General features: G+C 61.0%; 23 protein-coding genes. 14 read left to right on the top strand and 9 right to left on the bottom strand.

Annotated features, from left to right (window positions below):
* Entirely contained in the window at nucleotides 1-1551 is a 1551-nt protein-coding gene (locus M0D68_RS07790; protein ID WP_301711859.1) for an amino acid ABC transporter permease/ATP-binding protein, read from the bottom strand.
* 45 nt (nucleotides 1552-1596) lie between these two features.
* Entirely contained in the window at nucleotides 1597-2412 is an 816-nt protein-coding gene (locus tag M0D68_RS07795; protein ID WP_211705513.1) for a transporter substrate-binding domain-containing protein, read from the bottom strand.
* Nucleotides 2413-2474: 62 nt separating this feature from the next.
* Between M0D68_RS07795 and M0D68_RS07800 the strand changes: the two genes are divergently transcribed.
* Nucleotides 2475-2765 carry a hypothetical protein gene (locus M0D68_RS07800; RefSeq protein ID WP_266224117.1) on the top strand — a complete coding sequence of 97 codons (291 nt, stop codon included), beginning with the start codon at nucleotides 2475-2477 and terminating at the stop codon, nucleotides 2763-2765.
* Here the strand turns inward: M0D68_RS07800 and M0D68_RS07805 are convergent.
* Nucleotides 2760-4241, bottom strand: coding sequence for a carboxylesterase/lipase family protein (locus tag M0D68_RS07805; protein ID WP_211705511.1), 1482 nt, complete (start codon nucleotides 4239-4241; stop codon nucleotides 2760-2762). The two genes, M0D68_RS07800 and M0D68_RS07805, sit on opposite strands and share 6 nt — an antisense overlap.
* A gap of 304 nt (nucleotides 4242-4545) precedes the next feature.
* On the opposite strand from M0D68_RS07805, the gene M0D68_RS07810 reads away from it, so the two are divergent.
* The gene (locus tag M0D68_RS07810) at nucleotides 4546-5439 is read left to right on the top strand and encodes a LysR family transcriptional regulator (RefSeq protein ID WP_211705509.1); all 894 of its coding nucleotides are present in this window, start codon (nucleotides 4546-4548) and stop codon (nucleotides 5437-5439) included.
* Nucleotides 5440-5483: 44 nt separating this feature from the next.
* Here M0D68_RS07810 and M0D68_RS07815 read toward each other — a convergent pair whose 3' ends face one another.
* The gene (locus M0D68_RS07815; protein WP_266224118.1) at nucleotides 5484-6923 is read right to left on the bottom strand and encodes a PLP-dependent aminotransferase family protein; all 1440 of its coding nucleotides are present in this window, start codon (nucleotides 6921-6923) and stop codon (nucleotides 5484-5486) included.
* Nucleotides 6924-7196: 273 nt separating this feature from the next.
* Here M0D68_RS07815 and M0D68_RS07820 point away from each other — a divergent pair, with 273 nt between their 5' ends.
* The 11 genes from M0D68_RS07820 to M0D68_RS07870 all read left to right on the top strand — a co-directional run bounded on the left by M0D68_RS07820 (nucleotide 7197) and on the right by M0D68_RS07870 (nucleotide 18645).
* Entirely contained in the window at nucleotides 7197-8396 is a 1200-nt protein-coding gene (locus tag M0D68_RS07820) for a pyridoxal phosphate-dependent aminotransferase (RefSeq protein ID WP_266224119.1), read from the top strand.
* Between the two features lie 83 nt (nucleotides 8397-8479).
* Nucleotides 8480-9196 carry a transporter substrate-binding domain-containing protein gene (locus tag M0D68_RS07825; RefSeq protein WP_266224120.1) on the top strand — a complete coding sequence of 239 codons (717 nt, stop codon included), beginning with the start codon at nucleotides 8480-8482 and terminating at the stop codon, nucleotides 9194-9196.
* Nucleotides 9197-9223: 27 nt separating this feature from the next.
* A complete protein-coding gene (locus M0D68_RS07830; RefSeq protein ID WP_211705505.1) occupies nucleotides 9224-10132 on the top strand; it encodes a LysR family transcriptional regulator in 909 nt (302 codons plus the stop codon).
* Nucleotides 10133-10265: 133 nt separating this feature from the next.
* On the top strand, nucleotides 10266-11072 hold the full coding sequence (locus M0D68_RS07835; protein ID WP_211705504.1) for an aspartate dehydrogenase: 807 nt from the start codon (nucleotides 10266-10268) through the stop codon (nucleotides 11070-11072).
* 88 nt (nucleotides 11073-11160) lie between these two features.
* On the top strand, nucleotides 11161-12642 hold the full coding sequence (locus M0D68_RS07840) for an aldehyde dehydrogenase family protein (protein WP_266224121.1): 1482 nt from the start codon (nucleotides 11161-11163) through the stop codon (nucleotides 12640-12642).
* Between the two features lie 66 nt (nucleotides 12643-12708).
* Nucleotides 12709-14025, top strand: a complete 1317-nt coding sequence (locus tag M0D68_RS07845; RefSeq protein ID WP_200654773.1) for an MFS transporter — start codon at nucleotides 12709-12711, stop codon at nucleotides 14023-14025.
* A 149-nt stretch (nucleotides 14026-14174) separates the two neighbouring features.
* A complete protein-coding gene (locus M0D68_RS07850; RefSeq protein ID WP_211701236.1) occupies nucleotides 14175-15053 on the top strand; it encodes a PhzF family phenazine biosynthesis protein in 879 nt (292 codons plus the stop codon).
* Between the two features lie 91 nt (nucleotides 15054-15144).
* Nucleotides 15145-16584 carry an aldehyde dehydrogenase family protein gene (locus M0D68_RS07855; RefSeq protein ID WP_266224122.1) on the top strand — a complete coding sequence of 480 codons (1440 nt, stop codon included), beginning with the start codon at nucleotides 15145-15147 and terminating at the stop codon, nucleotides 16582-16584.
* A 153-nt stretch (nucleotides 16585-16737) separates the two neighbouring features.
* Entirely contained in the window at nucleotides 16738-17262 is a 525-nt protein-coding gene (locus M0D68_RS07860) for a PLP-dependent transferase (RefSeq protein WP_266224123.1), read from the top strand.
* A gap of 240 nt (nucleotides 17263-17502) precedes the next feature.
* Nucleotides 17503-18087, top strand: coding sequence for a superoxide dismutase (locus M0D68_RS07865; protein ID WP_244869698.1), 585 nt, complete (start codon nucleotides 17503-17505; stop codon nucleotides 18085-18087).
* Nucleotides 18088-18141: 54 nt separating this feature from the next.
* Nucleotides 18142-18645 carry a DUF3455 domain-containing protein gene (locus M0D68_RS07870; RefSeq protein WP_211705495.1) on the top strand — a complete coding sequence of 168 codons (504 nt, stop codon included), beginning with the start codon at nucleotides 18142-18144 and terminating at the stop codon, nucleotides 18643-18645.
* A 269-nt stretch (nucleotides 18646-18914) separates the two neighbouring features.
* Here M0D68_RS07870 and M0D68_RS07875 read toward each other — a convergent pair whose 3' ends face one another.
* The 5 genes from M0D68_RS07875 to M0D68_RS07895 all read right to left on the bottom strand — a co-directional run bounded on the left by M0D68_RS07875 (nucleotide 18915) and on the right by M0D68_RS07895 (nucleotide 23970).
* A complete protein-coding gene (locus M0D68_RS07875; protein ID WP_211705494.1) occupies nucleotides 18915-19859 on the bottom strand; it encodes an anti-sigma factor in 945 nt (314 codons plus the stop codon).
* 113 nt (nucleotides 19860-19972) lie between these two features.
* On the bottom strand, nucleotides 19973-20860 hold the full coding sequence (locus tag M0D68_RS07880; protein WP_266224124.1) for an anti-sigma factor: 888 nt from the start codon (nucleotides 20858-20860) through the stop codon (nucleotides 19973-19975).
* Nucleotides 20857-21402: an RNA polymerase sigma factor gene (locus M0D68_RS07885; protein WP_093640102.1), complete on the bottom strand. Its 546-nt coding sequence runs from the start codon at nucleotides 21400-21402 to the stop codon at nucleotides 20857-20859. The genes M0D68_RS07880 and M0D68_RS07885 overlap by 4 nt, the downstream gene beginning before the upstream one ends.
* 193 nt (nucleotides 21403-21595) lie before the next feature.
* The gene (locus M0D68_RS07890; RefSeq protein ID WP_308187574.1) at nucleotides 21596-22528 is read right to left on the bottom strand and encodes a catalase family peroxidase; all 933 of its coding nucleotides are present in this window, start codon (nucleotides 22526-22528) and stop codon (nucleotides 21596-21598) included.
* Nucleotides 22529-22869: 341 nt separating this feature from the next.
* Nucleotides 22870-23970, bottom strand: coding sequence for a TIGR03118 family protein (locus M0D68_RS07895; protein ID WP_266224126.1), 1101 nt, complete (start codon nucleotides 23968-23970; stop codon nucleotides 22870-22872).
* Between the two features lie 325 nt (nucleotides 23971-24295).
* On the opposite strand from M0D68_RS07895, the gene M0D68_RS07900 reads away from it, so the two are divergent.
* A complete protein-coding gene (locus M0D68_RS07900) occupies nucleotides 24296-24739 on the top strand; it encodes a universal stress protein (RefSeq protein ID WP_211705487.1) in 444 nt (147 codons plus the stop codon).
* Nucleotides 24740-24890: the final 151 nt, after the last annotated feature.

A 24890-nucleotide genomic window follows, 5' to 3' on the forward strand; every position in this document is an offset into this window, starting at 1 on the left:
TCAACCTGGCGCCGTGCTTGCCATTGCGTCAGTAGCAGGGGATTCGAGTCCGATGAAGCGGCGCACGCGCTCTGCGGCCGGATCGTTGCGAATCGAATCAGGCGAAGCAGCAAGTTGTATTACACCGCGCTCCATAAAGACGACCCGATCCGAGATAGACATCGCGAAATCCATCTCGTGAGTCACGATGATCATCGTCATTCCTTCCCTGGCCAGATCGCCGATGACCTTCAGAACATCGCCAACCAGTTCAGGATCAAGCGCTGAGGTAGGTTCGTCAAACAACATGATTGCCGGGTCCATTGCTAGCGCTCGAGCAATTGCAACACGTTGCTGTTGGCCGCCTGATAGTTGGTGTGGATACTTGTACGCATGAGCGAGTAAGCCCACCTTGTTCAGGAGCGACAGCGCCCGTGTGCTCAGCTTCTCTGCAGTGCCACGCCCATGGTATTGCGGCGCCATGACGATATTGTCGAGAATGGTTCGGTGAGGGAACAGGTTGAAACTCTGAAACACCATCCCGATGTGGCTGACACCCTCTCTTGTGCGGCGATTCCCCGACGGGTCGCCTGCTTTGATGAACGGTTCTCCGAATAACGAAATCTCGCCCCGATCGATGAACTCGAGTGCGTTCACGGTGCGGATAAGTGAGGTTTTTCCTGAACCGGAAGGGCCGATGATGGAAATGACTTCCCCCACGCCCACCTCAAGGTCAATGCCCTTCAGCACTTCGTGATCTCCGTAGCGCTTGTGGAGATTCGTCAGTTGAAGTGCGCCTGAAACGCCTTTTTCATGGGATGCGGCAGGCGTCGCGCGCGATGGGGGAAGGCTATGGAGCAGCGTCGACAGCGTCATTTCGGAGATCGTTCCCGATCGTCGCCGCGTCAGATCGAGCCGTCGTTCCACGTGCTGCAGTAGCCAGCCGAAAACAGTAACAATCAGCACATAGTAGATTGCGATTGCCAGAAGAGTCTCCAGCACCAGAAAGTTCTGAGCATAGAGACGCTGACCGACCATCAGCAATTCTGTTAGCGAGATCACCGAAACCAGCGACGTGAGCTTCACGCAGGTGATGAATTCGTTGATCAGCGTTGGCAGCGCAATGCGGAATGCCTGCGGTATAACCACAAGTCGTTGCAGGCCGATAGAGCGGATACCCAGAGCGGTACCGGCTTCGTATTGTCCACGGGCGACTGACAGCAGACCACCGCGATGAATCTCCGCCATGTATGCCGCCTCAGTGACCACGAGCGATACAAAGCCGGCAAAGAACGGATGTGACAATGCGGCGCCGCTAGACGGAATGAGCTGGGGTAGGTTGAAGACGAAGACAATCACAACCAGCAACGGCACACTGCGAAAGAACCAGATATACAGGTTCGCCGGCATTGTCAGCCAGCGTTTGCCGGATAGCTTCGCTACGGCCAGCGGAAAACCCAGAATCATGCCGAGCCCCCAGGATAGGGCGCTGAGTTCCATGACGGTGACACTGGCTTGCCAGAAGGCTGGCCGCGAAAACAGTGAGAGGAAGTATTCGAAATCGAAGCGCATGGAAACCTCGTACCGCGTCGAAACGCGGACGTAATGGCATTGAGATCAGGAGGATTTTGCGGGCGGCACGAGGTCGTACTTCTTCAGGATTACTCCGTACTCTCCGCTGTTTTGTAATTTATCCAGCGCCTTGCTCAGTGCATCGAAGAGACTGGAATTGTCCTTCTTCACATAGATGCCGAGCGTTTGTGGATAGATCAGTTGAGTCGATGTGACAACCACGCGGCCCGAGGATTTGGCCGCCAGCGCGCGTGCGGCGCCAGCGATTTCCATTTGAGCCTGCACGTTGTGAGACAGCAGGGCTTGCATTGCTTCAGGTGCCGACGGGAACTCGCTCACGCTGATTTCGCTCTTTCCGTGCGCCTTGCAGTAGTTTTGCGAGACGGAGCGTAGCGTCGGGGCCCATGACGCACCTTGCTCCACGCCAACACTGAGACCGCAGAGCGCTTCCGGTACTTGCGGCTTGAGTTGCCCAGAGGCCAACACAAGGATTGCCGCGCCCGTTTGAGCGTAAGGAATGACTCGAGCCTGGGCCACCCGTTCCGGAGTCACGTACATCCCGGAAATGACCGCATCGTAGTGGCCAGAATTGAGTCCAAGAATGAGGCCTGAGAAGCGGGTATCGACGAAACTCGCGCTCGCTCCCAGTTGCCTGGCAAGCAGACGTGCCAATTCGGGATCGGAGCCGACGACCTGGTCGCCTTCGTATGATTCGAAAGGTGGGTAGCTGATCTCCATGCCGACCTTAAACTGACCTGGCACCTGTGTCTGCGGTGTCGTCTGCGCAACGGCGCCAGTCTGTGCAAGTGCGCCGGCCGCAACCGCAAGAAGAATGCGGGCGGAATTTCGTTTAAAAGACATGGTGATCCTCCGATCGTTATTGGGGGCGTTGGTTCGGAGAGATGTTGCGTGGTTGGGCGACCATGAAAAATCATGGAAATAAAACAATTAGTTTTGGCTTATCTGAACTAACCGAACACTTAACACGTACCCGCGTCGGTGCTGGTTGTGGCCGCCGCATCCGCCGATTTGGCGTGTTGGCGCAGTCGGGCAAAGTTCTCCAGCCGATTCTGTATTTTTTGGGGCAGGCGTACGCAAGGCAGCGCAGCGCTATGGGAGGGTGGGTCGGGCGCACGGAGCGCCCCGGCAACGTTATCTATGGTGGTTACGACGGCGGCAGATCGCCAACCGTCGTAGCCGATACTCGCTTATAAATGCGTCGAAGGCGTCTGCTGATACCAGTACGCGCATTGATGCGCGGTGTAGGCATCGAAGTTGGCGTTCAGCGTGTCGCCGAAGCTAAATACTTGTCGGTTGGCCCCCGAATACTGCTGCCATTGCGGGGTACCCGTCACGCCAGGATTACCGCTCCTGGCGAAATTGGCAATCGACGTCGACATGGTCGTAGCAAGCTGCGTCTGGCTCGCCGTCGGGTTGACCATTTGCGCGAACCAGTAGTCGGTGTCCGAGCCGTGAAAGGCGCCGTAGTCGATATTGGTCGGTGGCAGCGTTGAGATCAGGGTGTTCGTGCTATACGGTGTCTTCTCCGAGAACTGGTAGACAAAAGCAGAGGGCGCGAAACGCGCGATATTGTCCGTGTCCTGCATGATTCCGCAGATCACCCTATAGTCGCCATACACCCTTGCGAGCGCCTGACTCGGTGATTTGTACTGGCTGAGCGGATAGAGCGCAGCGGTGGCGTTGCCGTCCACGCCAAGAAATCCTTGTATCGTTGGGACATAGCCGCTGGAAGTCACTGGTTGCCCGTTAGCGTCGAAAGCCGCGGCGACAAAGTAGGTGCCCTCGTCATCCACGAACCCCGTCATGATTGGGACCTTGTTGAACTGCCCCGTGCTGAATGTTACAGAAGTAGACATCGTCAGGAAGCGGCCGTCCACGTTGGGAAGCCATGCCGGTGGATTGTTCTGCAGCGTCGCAGCGGCAGGCACGTTGCGTAGGCAGGCTGCAATGTCGGCGGACGAACCTGTCGTGCATCCCCATTGACTCGTGAAGCTCACGCCATCCGATTCAGCCTGAGCCAGCGTAGCCTGAACGCGGGTGAAGCCGCCGCTTTGCGGCGCAGCCTTTGCAAAGAGTCCGGCCGACATGGGCGAGACCATATGTGTGAAGACCGAGATACCGCCTGCGGAACCACCGGTGATTGTGATGTTGTCCGGGTTGCCGCCGAACGCGGCAATATTGCGTTTGACCCATGACAGCGCGGCATTCTGGTCCAGCAAACCGTAGTTGCCTGATGCGTGTTGGGTGTCTTCGGCGGTCAGAGCAGGGTGGGCCAGAAACCCGAGTGCATTTAACCGATAGTTGATCGACACGACAATTACGTTGTCGTTTTTGGCAAGCGAAGTCCCATCGATAAAGGCGCTCGAGCCAACCGCGAAACCGCCGCCGTGAATGGCGAAGATGACAGGTAGTGCCGAGGTAGACGCAGCATTGCGCGGCCGGTAGATATTCAGATAGAGACAGTCTTCGCTACCCGTTGCGGCCGTGGCGCTGCCCTGAACGCACTGCGAGCGCGCGGTGCTTGCGTTGTAGGTGCCGGTGTAGTGCGCAGCCGCGGTAGGCGGTTTCCAGCGTAACGGGCCCACTGGCGGTGCGGCATACGGCAGGCCGAGAAATTCGCTGACGCCATTGGCTACCGTGCCTTTTGCCAGGCCTTGCTCGGTTTGCACAACGGAGGGATCCGACGCAACGTCGTTGCTTCCACAAGCGGTCGTCAACGCAGCGGCTGACGTTATAAGCGTGAAAATTACAATGAGCGAGCCAAACCGATCCATTCCTGTCTCCACAATTATTGATTTAGTTCTCTGAATGTCGACGCGTCGAATGAATCGGATTCCTTGAGGTATGTTGTCTGGCCGGCCTCGGTAATCGGAATGCCACGACGCGTTCTGATGCCGCAGTTAGCTTAGCGAACCTCTACGCTTAAAAAAATGGGCAATTTTTTTATGAACTCAATCTGGTATTTTGATGATCATGAATGCGATAACGCTTGATCAGTTTCACGTGTTCGTCACGGTGGTGGACGCGGGAGGCTTTTCCGCGGCGGCACGCAAACTCGACCGAACCCAGTCGGCCATTACGTATGCCGTCAAGCGGCTTGAAGAGGAAATCGGCGGTGAGCTGTTCGACCGGACGCTGTACAGGCCGCAACTGAGTGCGCGCGGACAGGCGCTCCTTGGGCGGGCCCGTAGAATTCTCGACGAGGTCGGGCAATTCCGCGAGCAGGCGAACTGGCTTGCACAAGGTCTCGAGGCAGTCGTGTCTTTGGTTGTCGATCCAATCGCACCCATGTCGTCAGTACTCGAATCGCTCAAGGCATTTCAGATACGCTTTCCCACGGTTGAGTTGCGCCTGACGCTGGAAGCGCTGGGGGCATCGGTTGCGCTTTTGCAGGACGGCAAGGCGGATCTGGGTTTGATCGTCGACTTCGGCGGGCTCGGTGCGGAACTCGAACGAACCTTTGCCTTCGACGTGCAACTGGTTCCGGTGGCCGCGCCCGGCCATCCGCTTGCGCTCGATGATGCGCAAGCGGATCGGCGCGTTCTTGCGCGGCATACTCAACTGGTGCTCAGCGACCGGTCTGAATTCACGCAAGGCCGGGATCTGGGCGTGGTCGGCACATCGTCCTGGCGCATCACGGATCTCGGTGTCAAGCACGCCATGCTGCTTGCCGGGATGGGTTGGGGCAGCATGCCCTTGCATATGGTCGAGGACGATCTTGCCGGCGGCCGCCTTGTCAGACTGCGGGTGGCGGCATGGAATCGTTCACCGGTTCTGCCATCCATCATGCTGTTTTCGGCGCGCTCCCGCGACCGGGAGCTGGGGCCGGCCGCGCGGTGGCTGCATGAATGCTTTACAACGGCCTAGCGGCCAGGTCCCGATATGTGTCCACGTCCATGCACTAAAGCCACTCAACCCTCGAGCAACGCTTGCGCGAGCCCTCCCAGCCGACGGACGCCGTCTTCTATGCGATGGTCCCACGCATGCCCGGCGCTCAGCCTGAGGCAGTTGCGAAAGCGCCGACTTGCGGAGAAGACGTCACCAGGCGCGAAGCAAATGCCTTGTTCGAGTGCTTCGTCGAAGAGCGCGCGCGAGTCGAAGCGCCTCGGCAGTTCCAGCCAGAGCATGAAGCCGCCTGCCGGCCTGCTCACTTTTGTGTCGGTCGGGAAGCTTGTCTCGATCGCACGCGTCATGCGCCCGAGGTTCTCTTCGAAGATGCGGCGCACGCCGCGCAAGTGTGCATCGTATGCGCCGCTCTCCAGAAAGTCCGCGAGCGCGACCTGAGGCAGGACAGGGCAGCAGAGGCTGAACGCCAGCTTGCGTTCCATCACCCGTTGCGCATAGGCGCCCGCCACGATCCAGCCGACCCGATAGCCGGGTGCGAGGCTCTTCGAAAACGAGCTGCAGTAGATTGTATTGGCGCCGCCGTCGAGCGCGATGAACGGCTTGGGCCGTTCGCGGCCGAAGTGGATGTCGCCGTAGACGTCGTCTTCGATCAGCGGCACGGCATGCCGTGCGAGCAGCGCAAGGAGCGAGCGCTTGTCGGCTTCGGCCATCGCACAGCCTAGCGGGTTGTTGAAATTCGACGACAGTACGCAGGCGGCCACCGGTTCCGTATCGAGCAGGCGGGCGAGCGCGTCGACGTCGATGCCGCGCGTCGGGTCGGTGGGCAGCTCGAAGGCCTTCATGCCCAGCACTTCGAGAGTATGGAGGAGGCCAAAGTAAGTGGGCGATTCGATCGCAATCGAATCGCCCCGTTTGGCGACAGCGGTCAGCGCGAGCGTCAATGCCTCGGTGCAGCCGTTCGTGACGAGCAGGTCGTCGGGCGACAGCGCATGTCCGAAGTGCATCGCCCGTTTCGCGATTTCGCGGCGCAGGCGCGGGTCGCCTTGCGGTGCGCAATAGATGTTGTAGCGCGTGCCGTGTTGACGTGCGGCACGCGCGAGCGCGAGGTCGAGCCGCTTCGACTGCAGCAGCGCCGCGTCGGGTACGGCGCAGCCGAGCGGCACCAGCGCCGGATTCGATACGTGCTCGAGCAGTCCCGCGACCGCGCCGCTGATCGACACCGTCGACGCTTTCGCGCGCGCTCGGGAGACCGAAGGCAACGCGAGTGCGCCGCGGCGCGAGCCCGCGACGTAAAAGCCTGACTGCGGCCGCGCGACGAGGATGCCGCGATCTTCGAGCAGGCGATACGCCTGTAACACCGTGGAGATGCTGATGCTGTGCTGTTCGCTGACGGCGCGCACGGATGGCAGACGCGTGCCCGCCGCGAGCGCGCCATTGTCGATCATGCCAACGATGAGCTCAGCCAGGCGCTCGTAGCGGTACGGAGTGGGCGTGTCCATGTCCATGGCAGGGCTCGTAACGGTGTAGTCGGTGTAATCCACGATTATCGACCCGGAGCCCCCGCTCGCCAAGAGGAATTGTGATGGTCCATTTCGCAGAAAATTGTGACTGTTATGGTCGGCGGGTGAACGCTACGATGCATGTGTTGCGATCGCGTCTGAAGGAGCCGGGGTGCCGCGCACAGCGAAGACTGCTGTCGGGGCCAGGCTGAAACGGCTGTTTGGCTGCTTGCAGCGGATCGTCTGACGAACTATTCACAGCAAACGCAAGGCAAAAGCATGCAGGGTATTCAACAGAACGTCGACGAACGACAGCAGGCCGACCTCAGCGAATCGGATCTAGAGGCGTGGCACGGGCGATTTCCTCGCAACGAGATCATTTCACTTCTCAATGTGAACCGGCCGTTCAACCTGGCGGAGAGCACGTCGCAGGACTTGACGCTCGGCGAATTGCTGTCTCTGCCGGGTCTCGAGGATATCCGCAATCTGAAGCTCGGCTATGGCACATCAGCCGGTTCGGTCGCGCTTCGCGAGGCAATTGCCGAGGGCTGCAGGGTTCCAGCCGAGCAGATCATCACGACACAAGGTACCGCGCTGGGTCTGTTTCTTCTCGCTTTCGAAGTTTGCCGGTCCGGCGACGAGGCTGTCCTCGCGACACCCTGCTTTCCGCCGAGCCGTGATTGCCTGCTCGGCGCCGGCGTTAGCGTCCGCGAGATCAAGCTGTCATTCGAGCACGGCTATCGGCTAGACCTGGAGCAGATCGAGGCAAGTCTGTCGCCGAAAACGAAGCTGGTCAGTATCGCTTCGCCACAGAATCCGGCGGGTATCCAGACGTCCCGTGCCGACGTCGAGAAGCTCCTTGTCCTGATGGAAAAGCGCGCTCCTGACGCGATACTTTTCATCGACGAGACCTATCGGGAGGCTACCTATGGCGACAATGCGGCGCTCGAAAGTTTCGCGGGACTCGATCCACGTATCGTCACTGGCGCGTCGGTGTCGAAGGCGCTCGGCGCGCCAGGCTTGCGCACGGGTTGGCTCACGGTGGCGAACTCGGATCTGCGGGAGCGTCTGGCCGTCGCCAAAATGAACACCGTGATCTCGGGATCGGTTCTTGACGAGACGCTCGCCGCAGCGCTTCTGCGCAACAGGGAAGGCGTGCTCGCACCGCGGCGCCGCTTGCTCGCCGCGGCGCTTCAGGAACTGGCGCTTTGGTGCGAGAGCGAGCGCGAGCGCATCGAGTGGGTGCGTCCTGACGCCGGCGCGTTGTGCTGCCTGCGCCTGCGTGCCGACGCATTCGACGACATTGCTGTCGCGCGTTTCTGGGATCTGCTGCCGGGTCATGATTTGCAACTCGCATCCGGCGCGTGGTTTGGCGAAAGCAGCCGTGTATTCCGGCTGGGTTTTGGCTACCTGCCGCCCGCGCGTCTCGGACCCGCACTGTCGGCGCTTTCAACGGTCATGGACGCCGCTACGGCGTGACTTGTCGGCATAGGCTGGAGTGAATCGCCACGCCCAAGGGCGGGCGACCGGAATCTTAACTACTGGACTTGTGGAGCACAGCTATGAAAGTAAGAATCGCATATCTCGAGGAACCGCCGTTCTACTGGACGGGTGAAGATCATTCGGCGACGGGCGCCGACATCGAACTGGCCGAGGTGGTGCTTCGGGCGATCGGTGTGACCTCCATCGAACATCAGTTGACCTCGTTCGAAGAACTTCTGCCTGGTGTGCAGGAAGGCCGGTGGGACATGAACGTACCCATTTTTGTGACCGCTGAGCGCGCCGAGCGCGTTGCGTTCAGCGTGCCGGTCTGGGCGCTGGGCGACGGCTTCCTGCTTCGTCAGGGCAATCCGAAAGCGCTGACGAGCTATGCGGCCGTTGCAGCGCGCAACGACGCGCGGCTTGGAATCGTCGCCGGGACGGTTCAGCTCGACTCTGCAAAGTCGGTCGGCGTGAGGGATAGCCAGATAGTGGCGTTCAAGGGCCAAACCGAAGCGATCGACGCGCTGCTCGCGGGAAAGATCGACGCCTACGCGAGCACGGCGGTTGGCAGCCGTGTCCTAGCCAGCGCCAATCAGGAACTGGAAGTGGTGGCGCACGAAACGAGCAAGGATGGCAGAGCGCCTGTCGGCGCGTTCTCGTTCAGCAAGAACAATCCTGACCTTCTGCGGGCGGTGAATGAGCAACTTCGCAAGTACCTCGGTTCGGCTGATCACCGCGCCCGCATGGCGAAGTATGGTCTTACACAGACGGAGCTCGACAGCGTCAGCGCAACCTGAACGCAACGTCAGCGCAGCCTGTGCGGAATGATCCAGCCCCAGTCACTCAGGTATTTCGCCGAAGTCGCGCGCACGGGTTCGCTAAGACATGCTTCGGAGACGTTCTTCGTTGCACCCAGCGCGATCAGCAAACAGATTAGCAATCTGGAAAAGGAACTCGGCGCCGCGTTGTTCGACCGCTCACCGCGCGGCGCGACGCTAACCGCAGCCGGCCAGCTATTGCTCAACTACGTGAACGCCAACTCGCGCCACGTCGAGCAGTTGCACGCCGCAATGGACGACCTGAGCTCATTGCGCCATGGCGTGGTCCGGATCGCGCTGGTCGAAGCTGCCGTCCATAGCTTCATGCCCGACCTGATCACGGAATTCTCGCGTGACCACCCGGGTATCGCTGTCCATCTCGAGGTTTGCGGAACCGCTCAGATTGTCGACGCACTCGTCGATCATCGTGCCGAGATCGGCATGGCCTTCAATGTCCTCAATCGCGACGACATCAATCTTCATGGCCGCTCGATCCAGCCGCTGCAGATGATATGCCGGCCGGCGCATCCACTCGCCGGCCGGAAAACAGTGGCCATGTCCGAACTGGGTAACGTGAGGGTTGCGTTGCCGGCGCGGACATTCGGCATTCGCTATCTGATCGAAAAATCTGCCGAGCGGGCAAACGTCGCGCTTCAGGTTGCGATCGAAGCCAACTCACTGCAGGTTATCAAGAACCTCGTCAGGCAATCGGATCTTGTCAGCTTCATGCCACCGCTCACCCTTGAGCAGGAGACGGCTCACGGATGGTTACGGGCAGTACCGCTGGACGAGCGCGATTCCGGGTCGGCGACCATCGATGTGATCAGTTTTCGCGGGCGGCAACTGTCGGTCGCGGCACAGCGTTTCCTCGACCTTCTGATCCGGCGTCTCAGGACAAGCCACCAGTCTCCCTGACCAATCACCCCCGAGTGTTCTGTTTTTGTGACGATAGACGTCACTTCGAACGCCTTCCCCGGGAAATTTGTATCCCATCTAATGCATTCATCACGTGGGGCCGAGCCCGGGCACCACGAACCGAGTGAGGGACATGATGAATGTTGGATTGATAGGATGCGGCGCCATCGGTAGCCTGCTGTACGACTTGTTGAGCCGGTACGTGCCCGCCGTCCGTGTCGTGGCTATCTATGAACGGGACACAAATCGCGAGGGCGCGCGCAAGGCGCTCGACGCCGGCGCCCGGATTGTCGATAGCGTTGGCGACTTCCTTGAGAGTGATCTCGACCTCGTCGTCGAATGTGCAGGCCACGAAGCGCTGCGCAACCTGGGGCCGTCCGTCCTGGCGGCAGGGCACGACATGCTCGTCGCCTCGGTCGGTGCGTTGGCGGATCCGACGCTCGAGATGCTATTGATCGATAGCGCGACCGCTGCAGGGGCGCGTTTGCGCATTCCCTCCGGCGCACTGGGCGGCCTCGACGCGCTTGGCGCGGCGAAGTTCGCCGGCCTGCGCGAGGTGCGCTATGAATCGCACAAGGCGCCGGGCGCCTGGCGGGGCACGCACGCCGAAGCGCTGGTTGTGCTCGACGACATCGAGCGGCCGACCGCCTTCTATGAAGGCACGGCGCGAGATGCGGCGCGCCTCTTTCCACAGAACGCCAACGTGGCCGCTGCGGTCGCGCTGGCCGGCGTCGGCTTCGATCGCACCAGGGTGGTGCTGTATGTCGATCCGCTTGCCACCGGCAACACGCACCGGATCAAGGCCGAAGGCGATTTTGGCCACATCGACATTGCGGTCACGGGCAAGACCCTGCCGAGCAATCCCAAAACCTCGATGCTGGCGCCGTGCAGTCTCGTACGTGCGATCGCAGACCTCAACCAGACCCTGGTCGTCGCATAGCCGGCGAGAGCGCTTCTCGTCGGATCCCCACGCGGATTCGCAGTGAGCGGCCAAAAATAAGAACACCGATCCTAGATAAGGATGCCAAATGAAATATGACATTGAGACGCAAACCCAACCCACCGACGCCGTGCGCAGCCCCTATGACGGCGCTGTGGTCGGTTATATGCCGATTGCCGATGCGGACGCTGTCGAACGGTCGATCGAACGCGCACAAGCCGCGTTCGAGATCATGCGCCAACTGCCTCGATTCACCCGCGCGGATATTCTGCAACGCGCGGCGGACCTGATCGAATCACGGCGCGACGAGTTCGTGCGCACGATCGCGGCGGAGTCGGGCAAGCCCTTGTACGATGCGCGCGGCGAGGTTTCGCGTGGCATCTTCAACTTGCGTAACGCGGCTGCCGAAGCACGGCGCAGTCATGGTGAAGAAGTACCGCTCGATGTCGACGCGGGCGTTTTCGAATACCAGACCACCGATGCCAGCGGCAGCGCTACGGAATTGTCCCGTCTCGATCTCGACAAACTGGCGGACATGCGGCGTCGCGTGGGTATTGCAAGGCGTTTTCCGATTGGTCTCATCCTGGCGATCTCGCCGTTCAATTTTCCGCTCAATCTTGTCCTGCACAAAGTCGCGCCGGCGATTGCGGTAGGCAATGCCGTCGTGCTGAAGCCCGCGCCGCAAACACCCCTTACCAGCCTTCTGCTGCAGGAGGTCATGCGCGATGCGGGTCTGCCCGAGGGGGCGCTGGAGGTGTGTCACTGCAGTATTCCCCTTGCGGAGTCGATGGTCCGTGACGACCGCTTCGCCATGGTGACCTTCACCGGCAGTGCCAAGGTCGGCTGGCATATCAAATCGATCGCAGGCCACAAGAAAGTCGCGCTTGAGCTTGGTGGCAATGGCACGGTGATCGTGGCGGAAGACGCGGACCTTGATCTTGCAGCGGCGCGGTGTGTTCGCGGCGGCGTGGTGTTCGGTGGACAGTATTGCATTGGCGTACAGCGCATTCTCGTACACGAGAATGTACGCGCCCAGTTCGAGGCCAGGCTGCTCGACAAGGTGCGTGCGTGCAAGGTCGGCGATCCGATGGAAGAGGGCATCGACGTGGGTCCGGTGATCGACGAGAAGTCGGCTATCCGCATTCAGGGCTGGATAGACGCAGCGCTGACCGGCGGCGCGCGTCTGCTGGCCGGTGGCCCGCGTGTCGGCGCAGTCGTGCAGCCGACCGTGCTGGCGGATACCCAACGCGGAATGCTGGTCGAGGACGAGGAAATCTTCGGACCCGTACTCACGCTCAATAGCTATCGCACATTCGATGAAGCTGTAGAGCGTGCCAACGATTCACGCTATGGCTTGCAGGGCGGCCTGTTCACACGGGACCTGCAGCGCGCGTTCCGGGCGCTGGAGAAATGGGATGTGGGCGGCCTGATGATCAATGACGTGCCGATCTATCGCATTGACAACATGCCTTTCGGCGGCTGGAAGGAATCCGGCACCGGCCGCGAGGGCACACGTTACGCGATGGACGAGATGTCGGAAATCAAGCTGCTCGTGATCAACTATTCGTGAAGCCAGGTCGCGCGTTTCGCTGAACGCCGCGAAACGCGTCTTCCATGTCCTCTTCCAGGATCCAACATGTCGACGTCTCCCCTGAACATCCCCTCCTGTGACCTCGAAGATGACGCCCCGACCGGGCGCAGTCTCTATCGCAAGCTCACATGGCGGCTCGCCCCATTCCTGGGTCTATGCTTCTTTGCCGCGTTTCTGGACCGCGTGAATGTAGGCATTGCCAAGCTGCAGATGCTCGATTCACTTGGATTTAGCGAAACGGTGTACGGGCTCGGCGCCGGACTGTTTTTCGTCGGCTATATCCTGTTTGAAGTGCCCAGCAATCTGATACTCGAGAAAGTCGGCGCCCGCTTCTGGATCGCGCGCATCATGGTTACATGGGGCGTGCTTTCAGGGCTGACGATGTTCGTGAAGACGCCCGGGCAGTTCTATCTCGTGCGTTTCCTGCTGGGCGTGGCGGAAGCCGGGTTCCTGCCCGGCGCACTGCTTTACCTCACCTACTGGTTTCCCGACGCGCGGCGCGGCAGGATTGTCGCACTTTTCATGGTGGGCTTGCCGCTGTCGAGTCTGATCGGCGCGCCGCTCTCAGGCTGGATACTGTCAGTCTTTGACGGCGTGCATGGCTTGCGAGGCTGGCAGTGGCTGTTCGCGCTGGAAGCAATGCCTTCCGTGCTGCTTGGTGTGCTCGTTTATATCTTCCTGCCGAAAACGCACCAGGGTGCGCGTTTTCTCAGCGCTGCCGAACTCGTGAGGCTAAAGCGGGACATCGGAATCGATCGGGAGGAGAAGAAGGAGCATCGGCTGGCTCAGGCGTTTGCCAATCCGAAAGTATGGGTGGTGGGTTATCTCGACCTCTGCGTACTGCTCTGCTTCTATTCGATCAGTTTCTGGATGCCCACGATGCTGCGCGATGCCGGCGCAAGAAGTGCGATCGAGATTGGCGCGCTGATGGCAATCCCCAATGGCCTGGCGGTTGTCATGGTTCTGCTAACCGGGATCAGTTCCGACCGGTTCCGGGAACGTCGCTGGCATGTTGCCGTGCCCTTGCTGTGCTCAGCGTTTGGCCTGATCGCAAGCGCCTTTTTCCCGGGCAGCGTGCCGGCCATCGTCATCCTTCTTTCGGTGGCTAACGCAGGGGCCGCGGCGGCGATGCCGGTGATCTGGGCGCTTCCGTCAACGTTTCTTCGCGGCACGGCAGCAGCAGCCGGTATTGCATTCGCGTGTTCGATAGCCAATCTTGGAGGCTTCGCGAGTACCTATTTCCTTGGCTGGCTGAAAGACCGGACACATAGCGTGGGCACGGGTGTCATCACGTTCGGTATCTGCCTGCTGCTGGGTTGCGTGCTGGCGCTGGCAATGCCGAAGCGGGTCGTCAACCGGTGAGCGTTTGCCATTCTGGTCGGGCGAAATTGTAATGGTCGCATAGGCGAAAAACTGTGACTGTTACGGTTGGGCGGCACGCGCTACGATGCAGGTGTTGCACTTGCATCTAAAGAATGCCCAGATGTCCACTGGAGTCAGACGAGGCGAACATGAAACGATCTTACAAAGTGGTTGACGTCTTCACCGCGAGGCCGCTTCTGGGCAATCCGGTGGCCGTGGTATTGGACGCTGAGGGCCTGACCACTGACGCGATGCAAGCTGTCGCGCGCTGGACCAACCTGTCAGAAACGACTTTTGTCCTTCCGCCCACAACAGCCGGGGCCGACTATCTCTTGAGGATCTTCACGCCGCGTAGCGAGCTTCCCTTCGCAGGACATCCGACTCTGGGTAGTGCTCACGCAATCGTGGAAGCGGGGCGTGTCACACCGCGCGAAGGCGGTCGATTGATTCAACAATGCGGCATCGGCCTCGTTGAATTGACGCTCGAGGAGCGAGGCGAAGATCGCCTGCTCACGTTCAATCTGCCACCTGCGAAGCTGGACCCGGTGCATGCAGCGGATGTGGCGGAGCTGGAGCTGATCCTCGGGTGCAAAGTGGACCTCAAGACTGCGCCAGGCATCGTGAATGTCGGCGCCATCTGGATCGTGGCGCATCTGAACGATGCCGCTGCCGTACTTAATCTTCAGCCGGATTTCGCGAGGTTGGCGGAGCTCGAGCGCCGCTTAGGCGTCACGGGCCTGACCGTATTCGGCACGCGCGAGCATGGAGACGATGCGGCAATCGAAGTGCGTACCTTCGCGCCATCCTGTGGGGTGGAGGAGGATCCTGTCTGCGGAAGCGGCAACGGCAGCGTGGCGGCCTTCCAGTGGCAACGCGGCCTGTTGCCGCGAGGCGGAACAGACTACGTGGCTGCTCAGGGACGGTGTGTCGGTCGAGACGGGCGAATCAAGGTAAGCGTGGATGCGAACGGGAATGTGCGCGTGGGCGGTTCCTGCGTCACATCTGTGGAGGGCTCGCTTACGCTTTAGACAGGGACCGGACGCGAGACGCGCTGAAACAGCTTGCGCGTTGGCTTCTGAAATTTTCCGCATTCGCAAGAAAGGACGCAGGCGCTTCGAAATGAATTCCGCATTCCCCATTGACTCATCGCCCGGCTTCATCTCGGTCACCAATCCCTTCGACGGCGTCGAAGTCGGCACGGTTGTGAACATTCCGCCGGAAGGCGCGCAAGTGCTGATCCAGACCGCGAAGGAGGGCGCGCGCGTTTGCCGTAGCCTGTCCCGGCACGAACGCTCTCGCGTGCTCGAAACCTGCGCATCGCTCGTGGAACGTGATAGCGACGCCTTTGCGAATCTCATCGTCGCGGAAGCGGGTAAGACGATCAAGCAGGCCCGGAAAGAAGTGCTACGTTGCGTGAACACGCTCAAGCTATCCGCCGATGAGGCACGTCGAAACGCAGGTGAGGTCGTGCCGTTCGACGCGTACGGCGGATCGGAAAACCGCCAGGGGTGGTTCACTCGGGAACCGCTCGGCATTATCGTTGCGATCACGCCGTACAACGATCCACTCAACCTGGTTGCGCATAAGCTCGGGCCGGCAATCGCCGGCGGCAATGCCGTCGTTCTCAAGCCCTCCGAACTCACGCCGCTGTCGGCGATCAAGCTTGTTGGATATCTGGTGGCGGCCGGCATGCCGCCGAACGTCGTGTCGGTTGCGACAGGTGGCGCAGCGCTCGGCGAAGCGCTCGTCTCGTCCCGGGACGTCAGAATGATTTCGTTTACCGGTGGATTCGCAACCGGAGAGAGAATAGCCAGCTCCGCAGGCCTCAAAAAGCTTGCGATGGATCTGGGCGGTAATGCACCCGTCATCGTTCTGAACGACTGCGACCTTGAGGACGCTGCTACGTCGTGTGTGTCAGGAGCGTTCTGGGCCGCAGGCCAGAACTGTATTGGCACGCAACGCATTCTGATTCAGTCGTCCATCTATGACGCGTTCAGGACGCGTTTCGTTGCCGGCACCAAAGTGCTCAAGACGGGCAATCCCGCGTTGCCTGATACGGACGTCGGGCCGATGATCACGGCTCAGTCAGCGGCTCGCACGAGACGCGTGGTGGATGCCGCGCTCAGTCAGGGAGCCACACTGCTGTGCGGCAATACTCAGGACGGTTCGCTTTACTCGCCGACGGTACTTGAGGACGTCAGCTTCGAGTGCGACCTGTGGAAGCAGGAAATATTCAGCCCGGTTGTCGTTCTTCAGCGGATTGAGACACTGGATGAGGCGCTTTCGCTCGCCAACAGCTCCGAATACAGTCTGCATGCCGGCATCTTCACCAATGATCTGCATGCCGCGCTCAAGGCAGCCGACAGGCTGGAGGCCGGCGGCGTCATGATCAACGACTCGTCGGACTACCGATTCGACGCCATGCCGTTCGGGGGATTCAAGTACGGAAGCCTCGGCCGCGAAGGTGTCAGATTTGCGTACGAGGAAATGACTCAACCGAAGGTCGTGTGCATCAGGAAGGCGGTATATGACAACCATGAACAGTCAGCAACGGTCTGATAAGGACGAACCGGCAAGCCTTTCTTTCGCCAGTCAGGCCGTGCATGCCGGGAACGTCATTGACGCCACGACGGGCGCGATCCGTACGCCGATCGTCCCACGAAGGTGACGGATGTCCGGGCGCTTGCAAAGATCGCGCACGATGCCGGCGCCATGCTGTCGATCGACGCAACGTTCACGCCCCCGCCGATGTTTCGCGGCCTTGAACATGACGCGGATTTCGTGGTTCATGCGCTGACGAAGTACATCAACGGGCATGGCGATGCGATGGGCGGTGCCGTGATCGGGCGCGCGGAGCTGATTCGCCGTCTGAAGGCCGATGCGCTTGTCGATGTGGGCGCTTCAATCTCGCCTTTCAATGCGTGGCTGATCATGCGGGGTTCGGTGACCTTGCCACTGCGTTTGGCTCAGCACGTGGCTACGGCGCAGAGGGTCGCCGAATTCCTCGACAAGGATCCGCGTGTTGCCTTCGTAGCGTTTCCGGGATTGCCTTCCCATCCTCAACATAGACCCAGCCGATCTGATTGCGGATATCGAGGCGGCGCTCGACGAGACGTTCGCCTGACTGACAACGTGCTGCGTGCTTTCCAGTTGGAGGTGCGGATGAAATTCCGGGTCGCGCTGGCGGATCAACGAGCGCTGGCCGCGTGGGGGAAATTTCAAAGCGAAGTGGAATAGATCGCAATGACGAGCTGTTGTATGAGCAGCCCGGGTGAACCGGTCGCCCACACAACAACAGGTTCGGACATGCTCAACCCCCTTATTTCCCGGCGGCGTCTGATGGCCGCGGGGTCCATGGCCTCATTCAGCGTACTGTTTTCGAAGCTTGCCTACGGCGCGGTCACAGGCGACGCCGGGCCCGCCGCAAGCACGGCGACGAGCGTCGTTCCGGCATTTCTCGGCTCGTCGCCGCAAACACTGCCGCCGCTGCCATGGGCTGACAATGCGCTTGAGCCGACCATTTCGGCGCGCACCATCGGCATTCATTATGGCAAGCACCACCGGGCCTATTTCGACAATCTGCACAAGCTTCTTGCCGGCACGCCGCTCGAACAGGCATCGCTCGAACAGATCATCATGCAGTCGCATGACCAGCCCGCGCTCGCAGACGTTTTCAACAACGCCGCGCAGGCATGGAACCACAACTTCTACTGGAACTCGCTGAGCCCGGCGCCGAGCGCGCCGAGCGAGAAACTTCAGGCGGCGATCACCCGCAAGTTCGGTTCCGTCGATGCACTCGCGAAGGCGCTCGTCGCAACGTCGGCATCGCAGTTCGGCAGTGGCTGGGGATGGCTCGTGCTCGATCGCGGAGAACTCGCGGTCGTCAAGACGAGCGACGCGGAAACGCCGTTTACGCGTGGACTCGTACCGTTGCTAACCGTGGATGTATGGGAGCACGCGTACTACCTGGACTATCAGAACCGTCGACCGGACTATCTGGTCGCGACGGTCTCGCGTCACCTGAACTGGGCGTTCGCCTCAGCCAATCTTGACCGTGTCTGACAGGACGCGGGGCAGTTTCACGCTTTCATCGTATCGGGTCAAACGAGCATCGCCATGATTCGCTTGCCACGCAAAATGCGCCATTCAATCAGCGCCGTATGGTTGTTGGCAGTAGTCGGCACGCCGGCTGGCGCTGCGCCGATCGACCCGCCCGATGCGCGAGTGCTATTAAGCACCGCCGCATCCGGCGTCCAGATTTATTCCTGCGAATACGATGCGAACCACACGCTCGGCTGGGTGTTTCGCAGTCCGCGCGCCACGTTGTTCGATACGGCAGGGGCCGCGGTGATCGAGCATTCGGCGGGACCCTCCTGGGAAGCCCGCGACGGCAGCCGGATCGTAGGCCACGTCCTCGCGCAGACGCCGAGCGAAACGCCGAACGGCGTGCCGCAACTGCTGCTGGGGACGCGCTCGACAGGCGTGAAGGGCCTGCTGAGCGAGGTGCGCTACGTGCAACGCACGATGACCGCAGGCGGCGCTGCGCCGACAGCGCCTTGCACCGTCGAACACGCGACAGGCAGCTCGCCGTATATCGCCACCTATACTTTTTTCAAGTAGTAAGCGCCGGCGGACGGCACCCCATAAGACGCGTGACTAGTCGCTCATCTGCTTGCAGCATCCGTGACTGCACAGCGAGAGCGACGAGCTTGCCGTTGTCGTCCTGAATCTGCACGACACCTTGGCGCGGCGACAGAGTCAGATCTGTCGCCGCGCCAAGCCACGTGTGTTGCTCGAATGTTGACGATGCCGCTCAACGCCGGCCTCTTCAACACAACAGGGAAGGGGAAGAACGGCGTATCGAGGACAGCGCGCGAAAAGGGCGCGGGCTAAGTCCCGAAGAGCGGCGCGGTGCGGCGGGTGGAAATGCTGTTGCCCAGCGCATTCAGATCGGTACCGCGGGGCGGCCCGATCAGTGCGTAGCCGAGTTCGGACTGACGCCAGGTGACGACCGTCATCGACGCAACCTGCCGCGTTGCCGTGCCCGCGTCGGGCTTGGCTTCTTTCATCACGCACAAGGCGACGGGCGCGCCCTGTTTGGGCAGATAGACGATCTGAATGAGCGGTTTGTCGTTGAAACGCAGGCGCTGCACGCGCTTGAACGTGAGGCCGTAAGCGCTCAGGTCCGGAATGCGAATGGCGAGGCCATCGTCGTCGCGAATCTGCGCGGTGGTTTTCGCCACCAATGCAGGGTCGGCTTCGACGTTTGCGAGCGTGTCACGAGAATAGAGTTGTTGATAGCTGGCGGCGGCCATGACCCAAGGCGACACTCCGCTTCCAACTGACGCCACCGATGCGCCGGCCGTCGACGCAGGCCCGGTGCCGCTTCCGAGGCGCAGCACGAACCCACAGGTGAACGCCCCCGCGACGAACGCGACGGCGAGCCACGCTGGCGCGATGCGCAAGCGCGAGCGGATCGCCGCGGACGCCTCGGCGCCGGCAGGATGCGGCACGACGGCATCGTTGACGCTCGCATCGCGTCCGGCCGGCGCGACCGCGTCCTGCCGGCCCGGCGCTTCGTTCCGAGCGGCATCTTGCGCAGACTGTTTTGCCGCGCGTGCCATCCCGGCAATCCGCGCGCTCAGGCTTTCGGGCACCGGCGGCAGAGTCTGCCGCGCGAACGCTTCCGCGTAGGGCAGACGCGACGCCCTGAGCCTCTCGACGCGCAGCATGGCGTCGGCTGAGCCGTTCAGCGCGCGCTCCACGGCTTCGCGTGCGTGGGCGGGCAGTGTGTCGTCCACGTAGGCCATCAGTTCGATGTCGTCCGGATTCATAAGGCCTGTCTTTCACTCTTCGCGGAATGGGACGCCTTGCCCAAACCTGCATGACGCCTTAAGGGCTATTAACACAACACTCGTGGCTTGAGACTATTCCATCGGGCATGCCGTCACCCGGAGGTGGCGGCTGCGATCGGCGAGGCATCGCTGAAAAGCGGAGCCATGTCGAGGTTGGAGATGCGCTTGCCGAGCGCGCCGAGATCGACGTCGCCCGACTTCCCGATCAGCGCATAGCTCAACTCCGCTTGCCGCCACGTCGCGACGTCCATTGCATCGACCGTCTTCGTCGCGACCGGCTGGTCCGGTTTCGAGTCTTTCATCACGCACAGCGCAATGGGCGGGCCATTTTTTGGCAGATAGACGATCTGCACGAGTGGCTTGTTGTTGAAGCGCAGGCGTTGCACCGACTTGAAGGTCAGCCCGGCGCTTGTCAGGTCCGGAACGCGCAGGGCGAGCCGGTCGTCGCTGCGAATATCCCTGACGGCCTTTGCGGCGGCCTCCGGATCTTCCTGCGTGTACGCGACGGTATCGCGCGTGTACAGCTTCTGATAGCCGACCGCCGCCGCCACCCACGGAGACACGTCGGCGTTGGCGGTCAGCTGCGTGCCGCCGCTTGCAAGCGGGCCGAGTCGCACGAACAGGCCGCAGGCGAAAGCGCCGGCTACGCAAGCGGCGGCAAACCAGACCGGCATGACGCGCAGGCGCGAGCGCACGGGTTCGGAGGGCGCTTTTTCGCCGGGAGGCAGGACCGGGTCGTTCGATTCCCGGGCGCGATGCGCGCGGACCATCTCGTCGACCTTGAGCTTCAGTGAATCGGGCACCGGCGGGAGCTTCTGTTGCGCGAAGGCGTCCTCGAAATCGAGCCGCGAAGCGCGCAACAGCGCGACCTTTGCCCTTGCTTCGGCGGACTCGCGCAGTTGCGCTTCGACCGCGCTGCGATCCTCGGGCGACAGGCCGCCATCCACGTAAGCGAGCAGTTGAGCGTCGTCAGCCATCATGCGATTGAATCCTTTTGTATCTTCGCCGGCCGCACTTTCGGCGTCTCGCCGCCAAGCAGTGCGCCGACCGCCTGGCGGGCGCGCGACAGGCGGCTCATGACCGTGCCGATGGGTACCTCGAGCACGTCGGCGGCTTGCTGATAGCTCAGGCCTTCCACGGCGACGAGCAGCATCACGACGCGCTGCGCTTCCGGCAGGCGTTCGACGGCCTCGATGATCTGCCCGTGCATCAATTGCGTTTCAGGACCCCTGTCGACGGGGTCGGGAAGATTTTCGAGGAAGTCGTCGTCCCAATCGAAACTGGAGCGTTTGCGCACGCTGCGGGCGCGCAGCTCGTTGATCCAGGTCGAATGGACAATCGAGAACATCCAGCTCAACGGAGCCGTGTCGGGCTGCAATTGATGAGCGCGTTCGAGCCCGCGCAGGCAGGCGCGCTGCACGAGGTCTTCCGCATCATGCTGGTCCCCCGACAGGCGAAGCGCGAACGCCCACAAGCGCGGCAGCATTTCGGGAAGCATGTCTGGTAAATCTGCAGCGTTCATTGAACGAAAATCTCCCATGTTCCCCGAGACGTGTTCGAAAGCACTGCGAGCACGTCAACCTCGCACCAATATTTGGACTATCGTTCGCCGCCGTTTTTTCGCCACGAAGTTCGAACAGCCTAGTTTAACTTGAGACTGAACAACGCGTGAAAGTGGTCTTTACTGCATCGACAAAGTCCCGATGCCGTCTTTTCTAGCGGCGACGCGTGCCGGCCCCCACCTCTTCGCGCGTTCGCCGTTCGAACGAAACCGAGTAGGCCGCCGAGCGGGCGGCGAGCAGCGGATCGTCTGAGGGCGCGATGCCATCGGGGAGGATCAGCGGATCGAAATTGATGTCCCGGCAGGCGCCGTCGATCTGGCTCTCGGCGCGCTCGATCACGATCGTGCCGGCGTCCACCCGTTGCAATTCGCGCTCGGATGGCCATGCGCGCGTCGCGTCGTCGACCAGGTCGCCCGGGCCTGCCGGCGTCAGCATGAGGTGCCAGGAAACGGGGCCGGTTTGCAGGCGCAGGTCAAGATCGTGTGCGAGAAAGTCGGGGTCGCGCGCCGGGTTAGTCCGCTCGTTCGACGCCGCATAGGGCGTGTCTGGAACGACACTCCAGCGGACGAAACGCGTGTTGCCATTGGCATCGACGAAACGGAACGCGTCAATGCCGAAGTAGCTTGCGTTATAGAAAGCCGAGGAAGGTGGATGGGTATCGATCCACTCGCGAAAGGCCGTCGTTTCGGGATGCTGCGAAAAAAACGCGCTCAATTTCGCGGGATCGGGCTGGCCGGTCCGCGCATCCGGGCGCAGCGCCACCAGTTGCTCGTACAGTGCCTGTGGCGTGGCGACCTGGAAAACCGGCACGGAGTTCATTGCGGTGCGCCATTGTTCTCCGTTGCGCAGCGAGAAGAGCAGCGCAAAGCTGCGCACGGACGTGTTGGCGTCGTCCTGGGCGGGATTGCCGCCCGGTGCGGAGAGGCGGCCGATCACAGGGGTGCGGCCGCGCTCGAACACGCTCGCGCGAGAGAGCGCGGCGCCGTTTCCGTTGCTGTCGAAATAGCCCCTCACGCAGACTCCCTTGGCATGATTACGGCGAAAGCCGGCATGCCTGCCCATGCTGTCCTCGAAGGCGTCGATCATCCGGGCGGGCGTCAGTGCGGGCTCGCTGCCCGGCCATTGAATCCAGTCCGCGGCCCACGCGAACGCTCCCGCGATAGCCGCAATGACGATCACGATGAGGGCGTATCGGGGAACAAGCCACGATGGCTGGGGGCGGGACATGATGCAGCGTGAAAGCGAAACTCGCCGATCCAGAAAGCTGACGAGTATAGAGCAGGGTACGTTTCGCCGCCTGGCCGCCCAATGGAATCTATTCGCCGTGAGCCGTGGATCCTGTCACCTCGTCGCGGAATAAAACGGCTTCAATGAGAAGATCGCGGTTGAGGTCGGCGGTCAGAGCGTCCGCCGCCTCCGCCTGTTCGTTATTGGCTGACGTCGATCCGACCATAGACGCCAGTTGTCGGTGTCGGGCCGGCAGCGAAGAACAAGGTATTGAGCGGCTGATTGGCAGCGTTGTTGCCGAACGAGATGCCCCAGATACCCGGCTGTTTGAATGTCGATCCGTCCGTTTGTGTCAAGGCGCCGATGAACGAACCGGAATTCGGGTCGAACGCGTCGATGGTGCCATCGCCAAAATTCCCGACCAGCAGATCGTTGCTCAGTGCACCGAAATTAGCCGGCGCCACCGCAAGACCCCAGGGCGAATTCAACGAACCGCCCTGGGCAATGCGCTTCGTGAGATGCCCGGCCGTGTCGAACGCGTCGACGGCGCCGTTGCCCGGGCCGTTCATCTGCGTGTGTCCATCGGGACCGAGCTTCGCAAACGTCACATATACGGTTGTACCGACCACACGTATTCCGAAAGGGGACAAGCCGGCAGGCAGGCTGGGATCCTTGAATTGCCCATCGAGTTGGATCTTGTTGAACGACTTGTCGAACACATCGACCTTGCCGTTATGGAAGTCCGCCGCGTAGAGCAGGTTCTGACCGGCATTCGTGCCACTGGCGAGACCCTTGTAGACTGCGCCGCCAGTGCCGTCGTCGTGCGCGTTAACTGCTTGCGTCGGCAACACCTTCGGCGACCAGCCGGCGATCGTGCCCGCGTCGGTGGCCCAAAGGAAGAGCGCGTTGCTTGTGGCGCCGTTTGCGCTAATTGCAAAGTCGGTGCTGGTATTGAACACGATGCCCGTCGGACCGGCAGCCTGCCCACTTGCCGCGGGCGGGATCGTCACGACGAGCGACTGCACGACGCCATTGCCGTCATACAGTGTCGACTTTTTCGTATTGTTGTCGGATACCCACATGACGCCGGTTGGGTTGAAGGCGATGCCCCAGCCGTTCTTGAGATTGGCGTCTGTGTTCGGTGCGCTCACACTGCCGTCGGAAACCAGCACGGTGGCTTTGAAAGGCCCAGTGACCGGAGCCGGCGGCGTGGAATTGTCGCTGCTGCCACCGCATGCGGTGAGCGTTGCCGTGCAAGCGGCGAATGACCAGGCAATAAATGTCTTTTGACGCAGTTTCATTTTCGCGGATTCCTCTTGTATTCGGAGTGGCGCCCGCCGCAATCGTCTCTCTCCACCTGCGATGCACGCGAACGAACGATCCGGGAGCGCGCAATGGAATGGGCGTACAACCAGGGAATAGGAATTCCACAGATTGAATTGCCCGATCTCGTTGGCTCTGAATCGTCCCTCTCCGAACGTCTGGGCTTGCGTTTTTATTCCACGACGGAAAACAGTCTCAGGCGAGAAGAAACCTTGCGTTGTTCTGGAATACCTCATCGGTCAACGGTGTTGTGGAAAAGGCAGAACCGCCGCAACGCCCTTCATCACACGATTCGAGGACCCTATGCCTGACCACTTCAATCTGCTCGTCTACTACGACGGATCGCCGGAATCCAGATTGGCCTTACTGCGCGTGACCCGTTTGGGATGTGCGTTGACCGCCACTGTTCATGTCCTCTCTGTTGTGGATATTGGCTCGGCTGTCGGCTGCAGTGTCGGATACCTGTCGGACATGGCGTGTTCGCAAATGGAAGGCGCGGCGAAGCAGGTTCTGGAGGAAGCGCTGGACCATCTAAGAGAGAGCGGAACGGTTGCGCGCGGATATGTTGCAGCGGGTAACGTGGTCGATAGCATGGCCAGGTACGCAGGCTTGCTCAACGCGGACCTGCTTGTGCTGGGTCACCGCAATCCGCGCGGACTGGCAAGGTGGTGGAGCCAGCCATCCAACCACACGGAGCTTGTGAAACGCGCCGCAGGGCGTGCTGTTATTACAGTGCCGTTAGATTAGATGATGGCGCTACGGATAGATACGCTGTTGTGATTGGTGGGGGAATGGTGCGGGAAAGGTAATTGGCCGCAGCGCAACTGCCGGAATAATTTGCCAGCGTTACCTGTTGTCAGGATAGGCCTGTCGTCGACAGCCAATCGACCTTTAGAGA

It is taken from the genome of Paraburkholderia sp. SEWSISQ10-3 4, from assembly GCF_030464785.1.
Taxonomy (GTDB): Bacteria; Pseudomonadota; Gammaproteobacteria; order Burkholderiales; family Burkholderiaceae; genus Paraburkholderia; species Paraburkholderia aspalathi.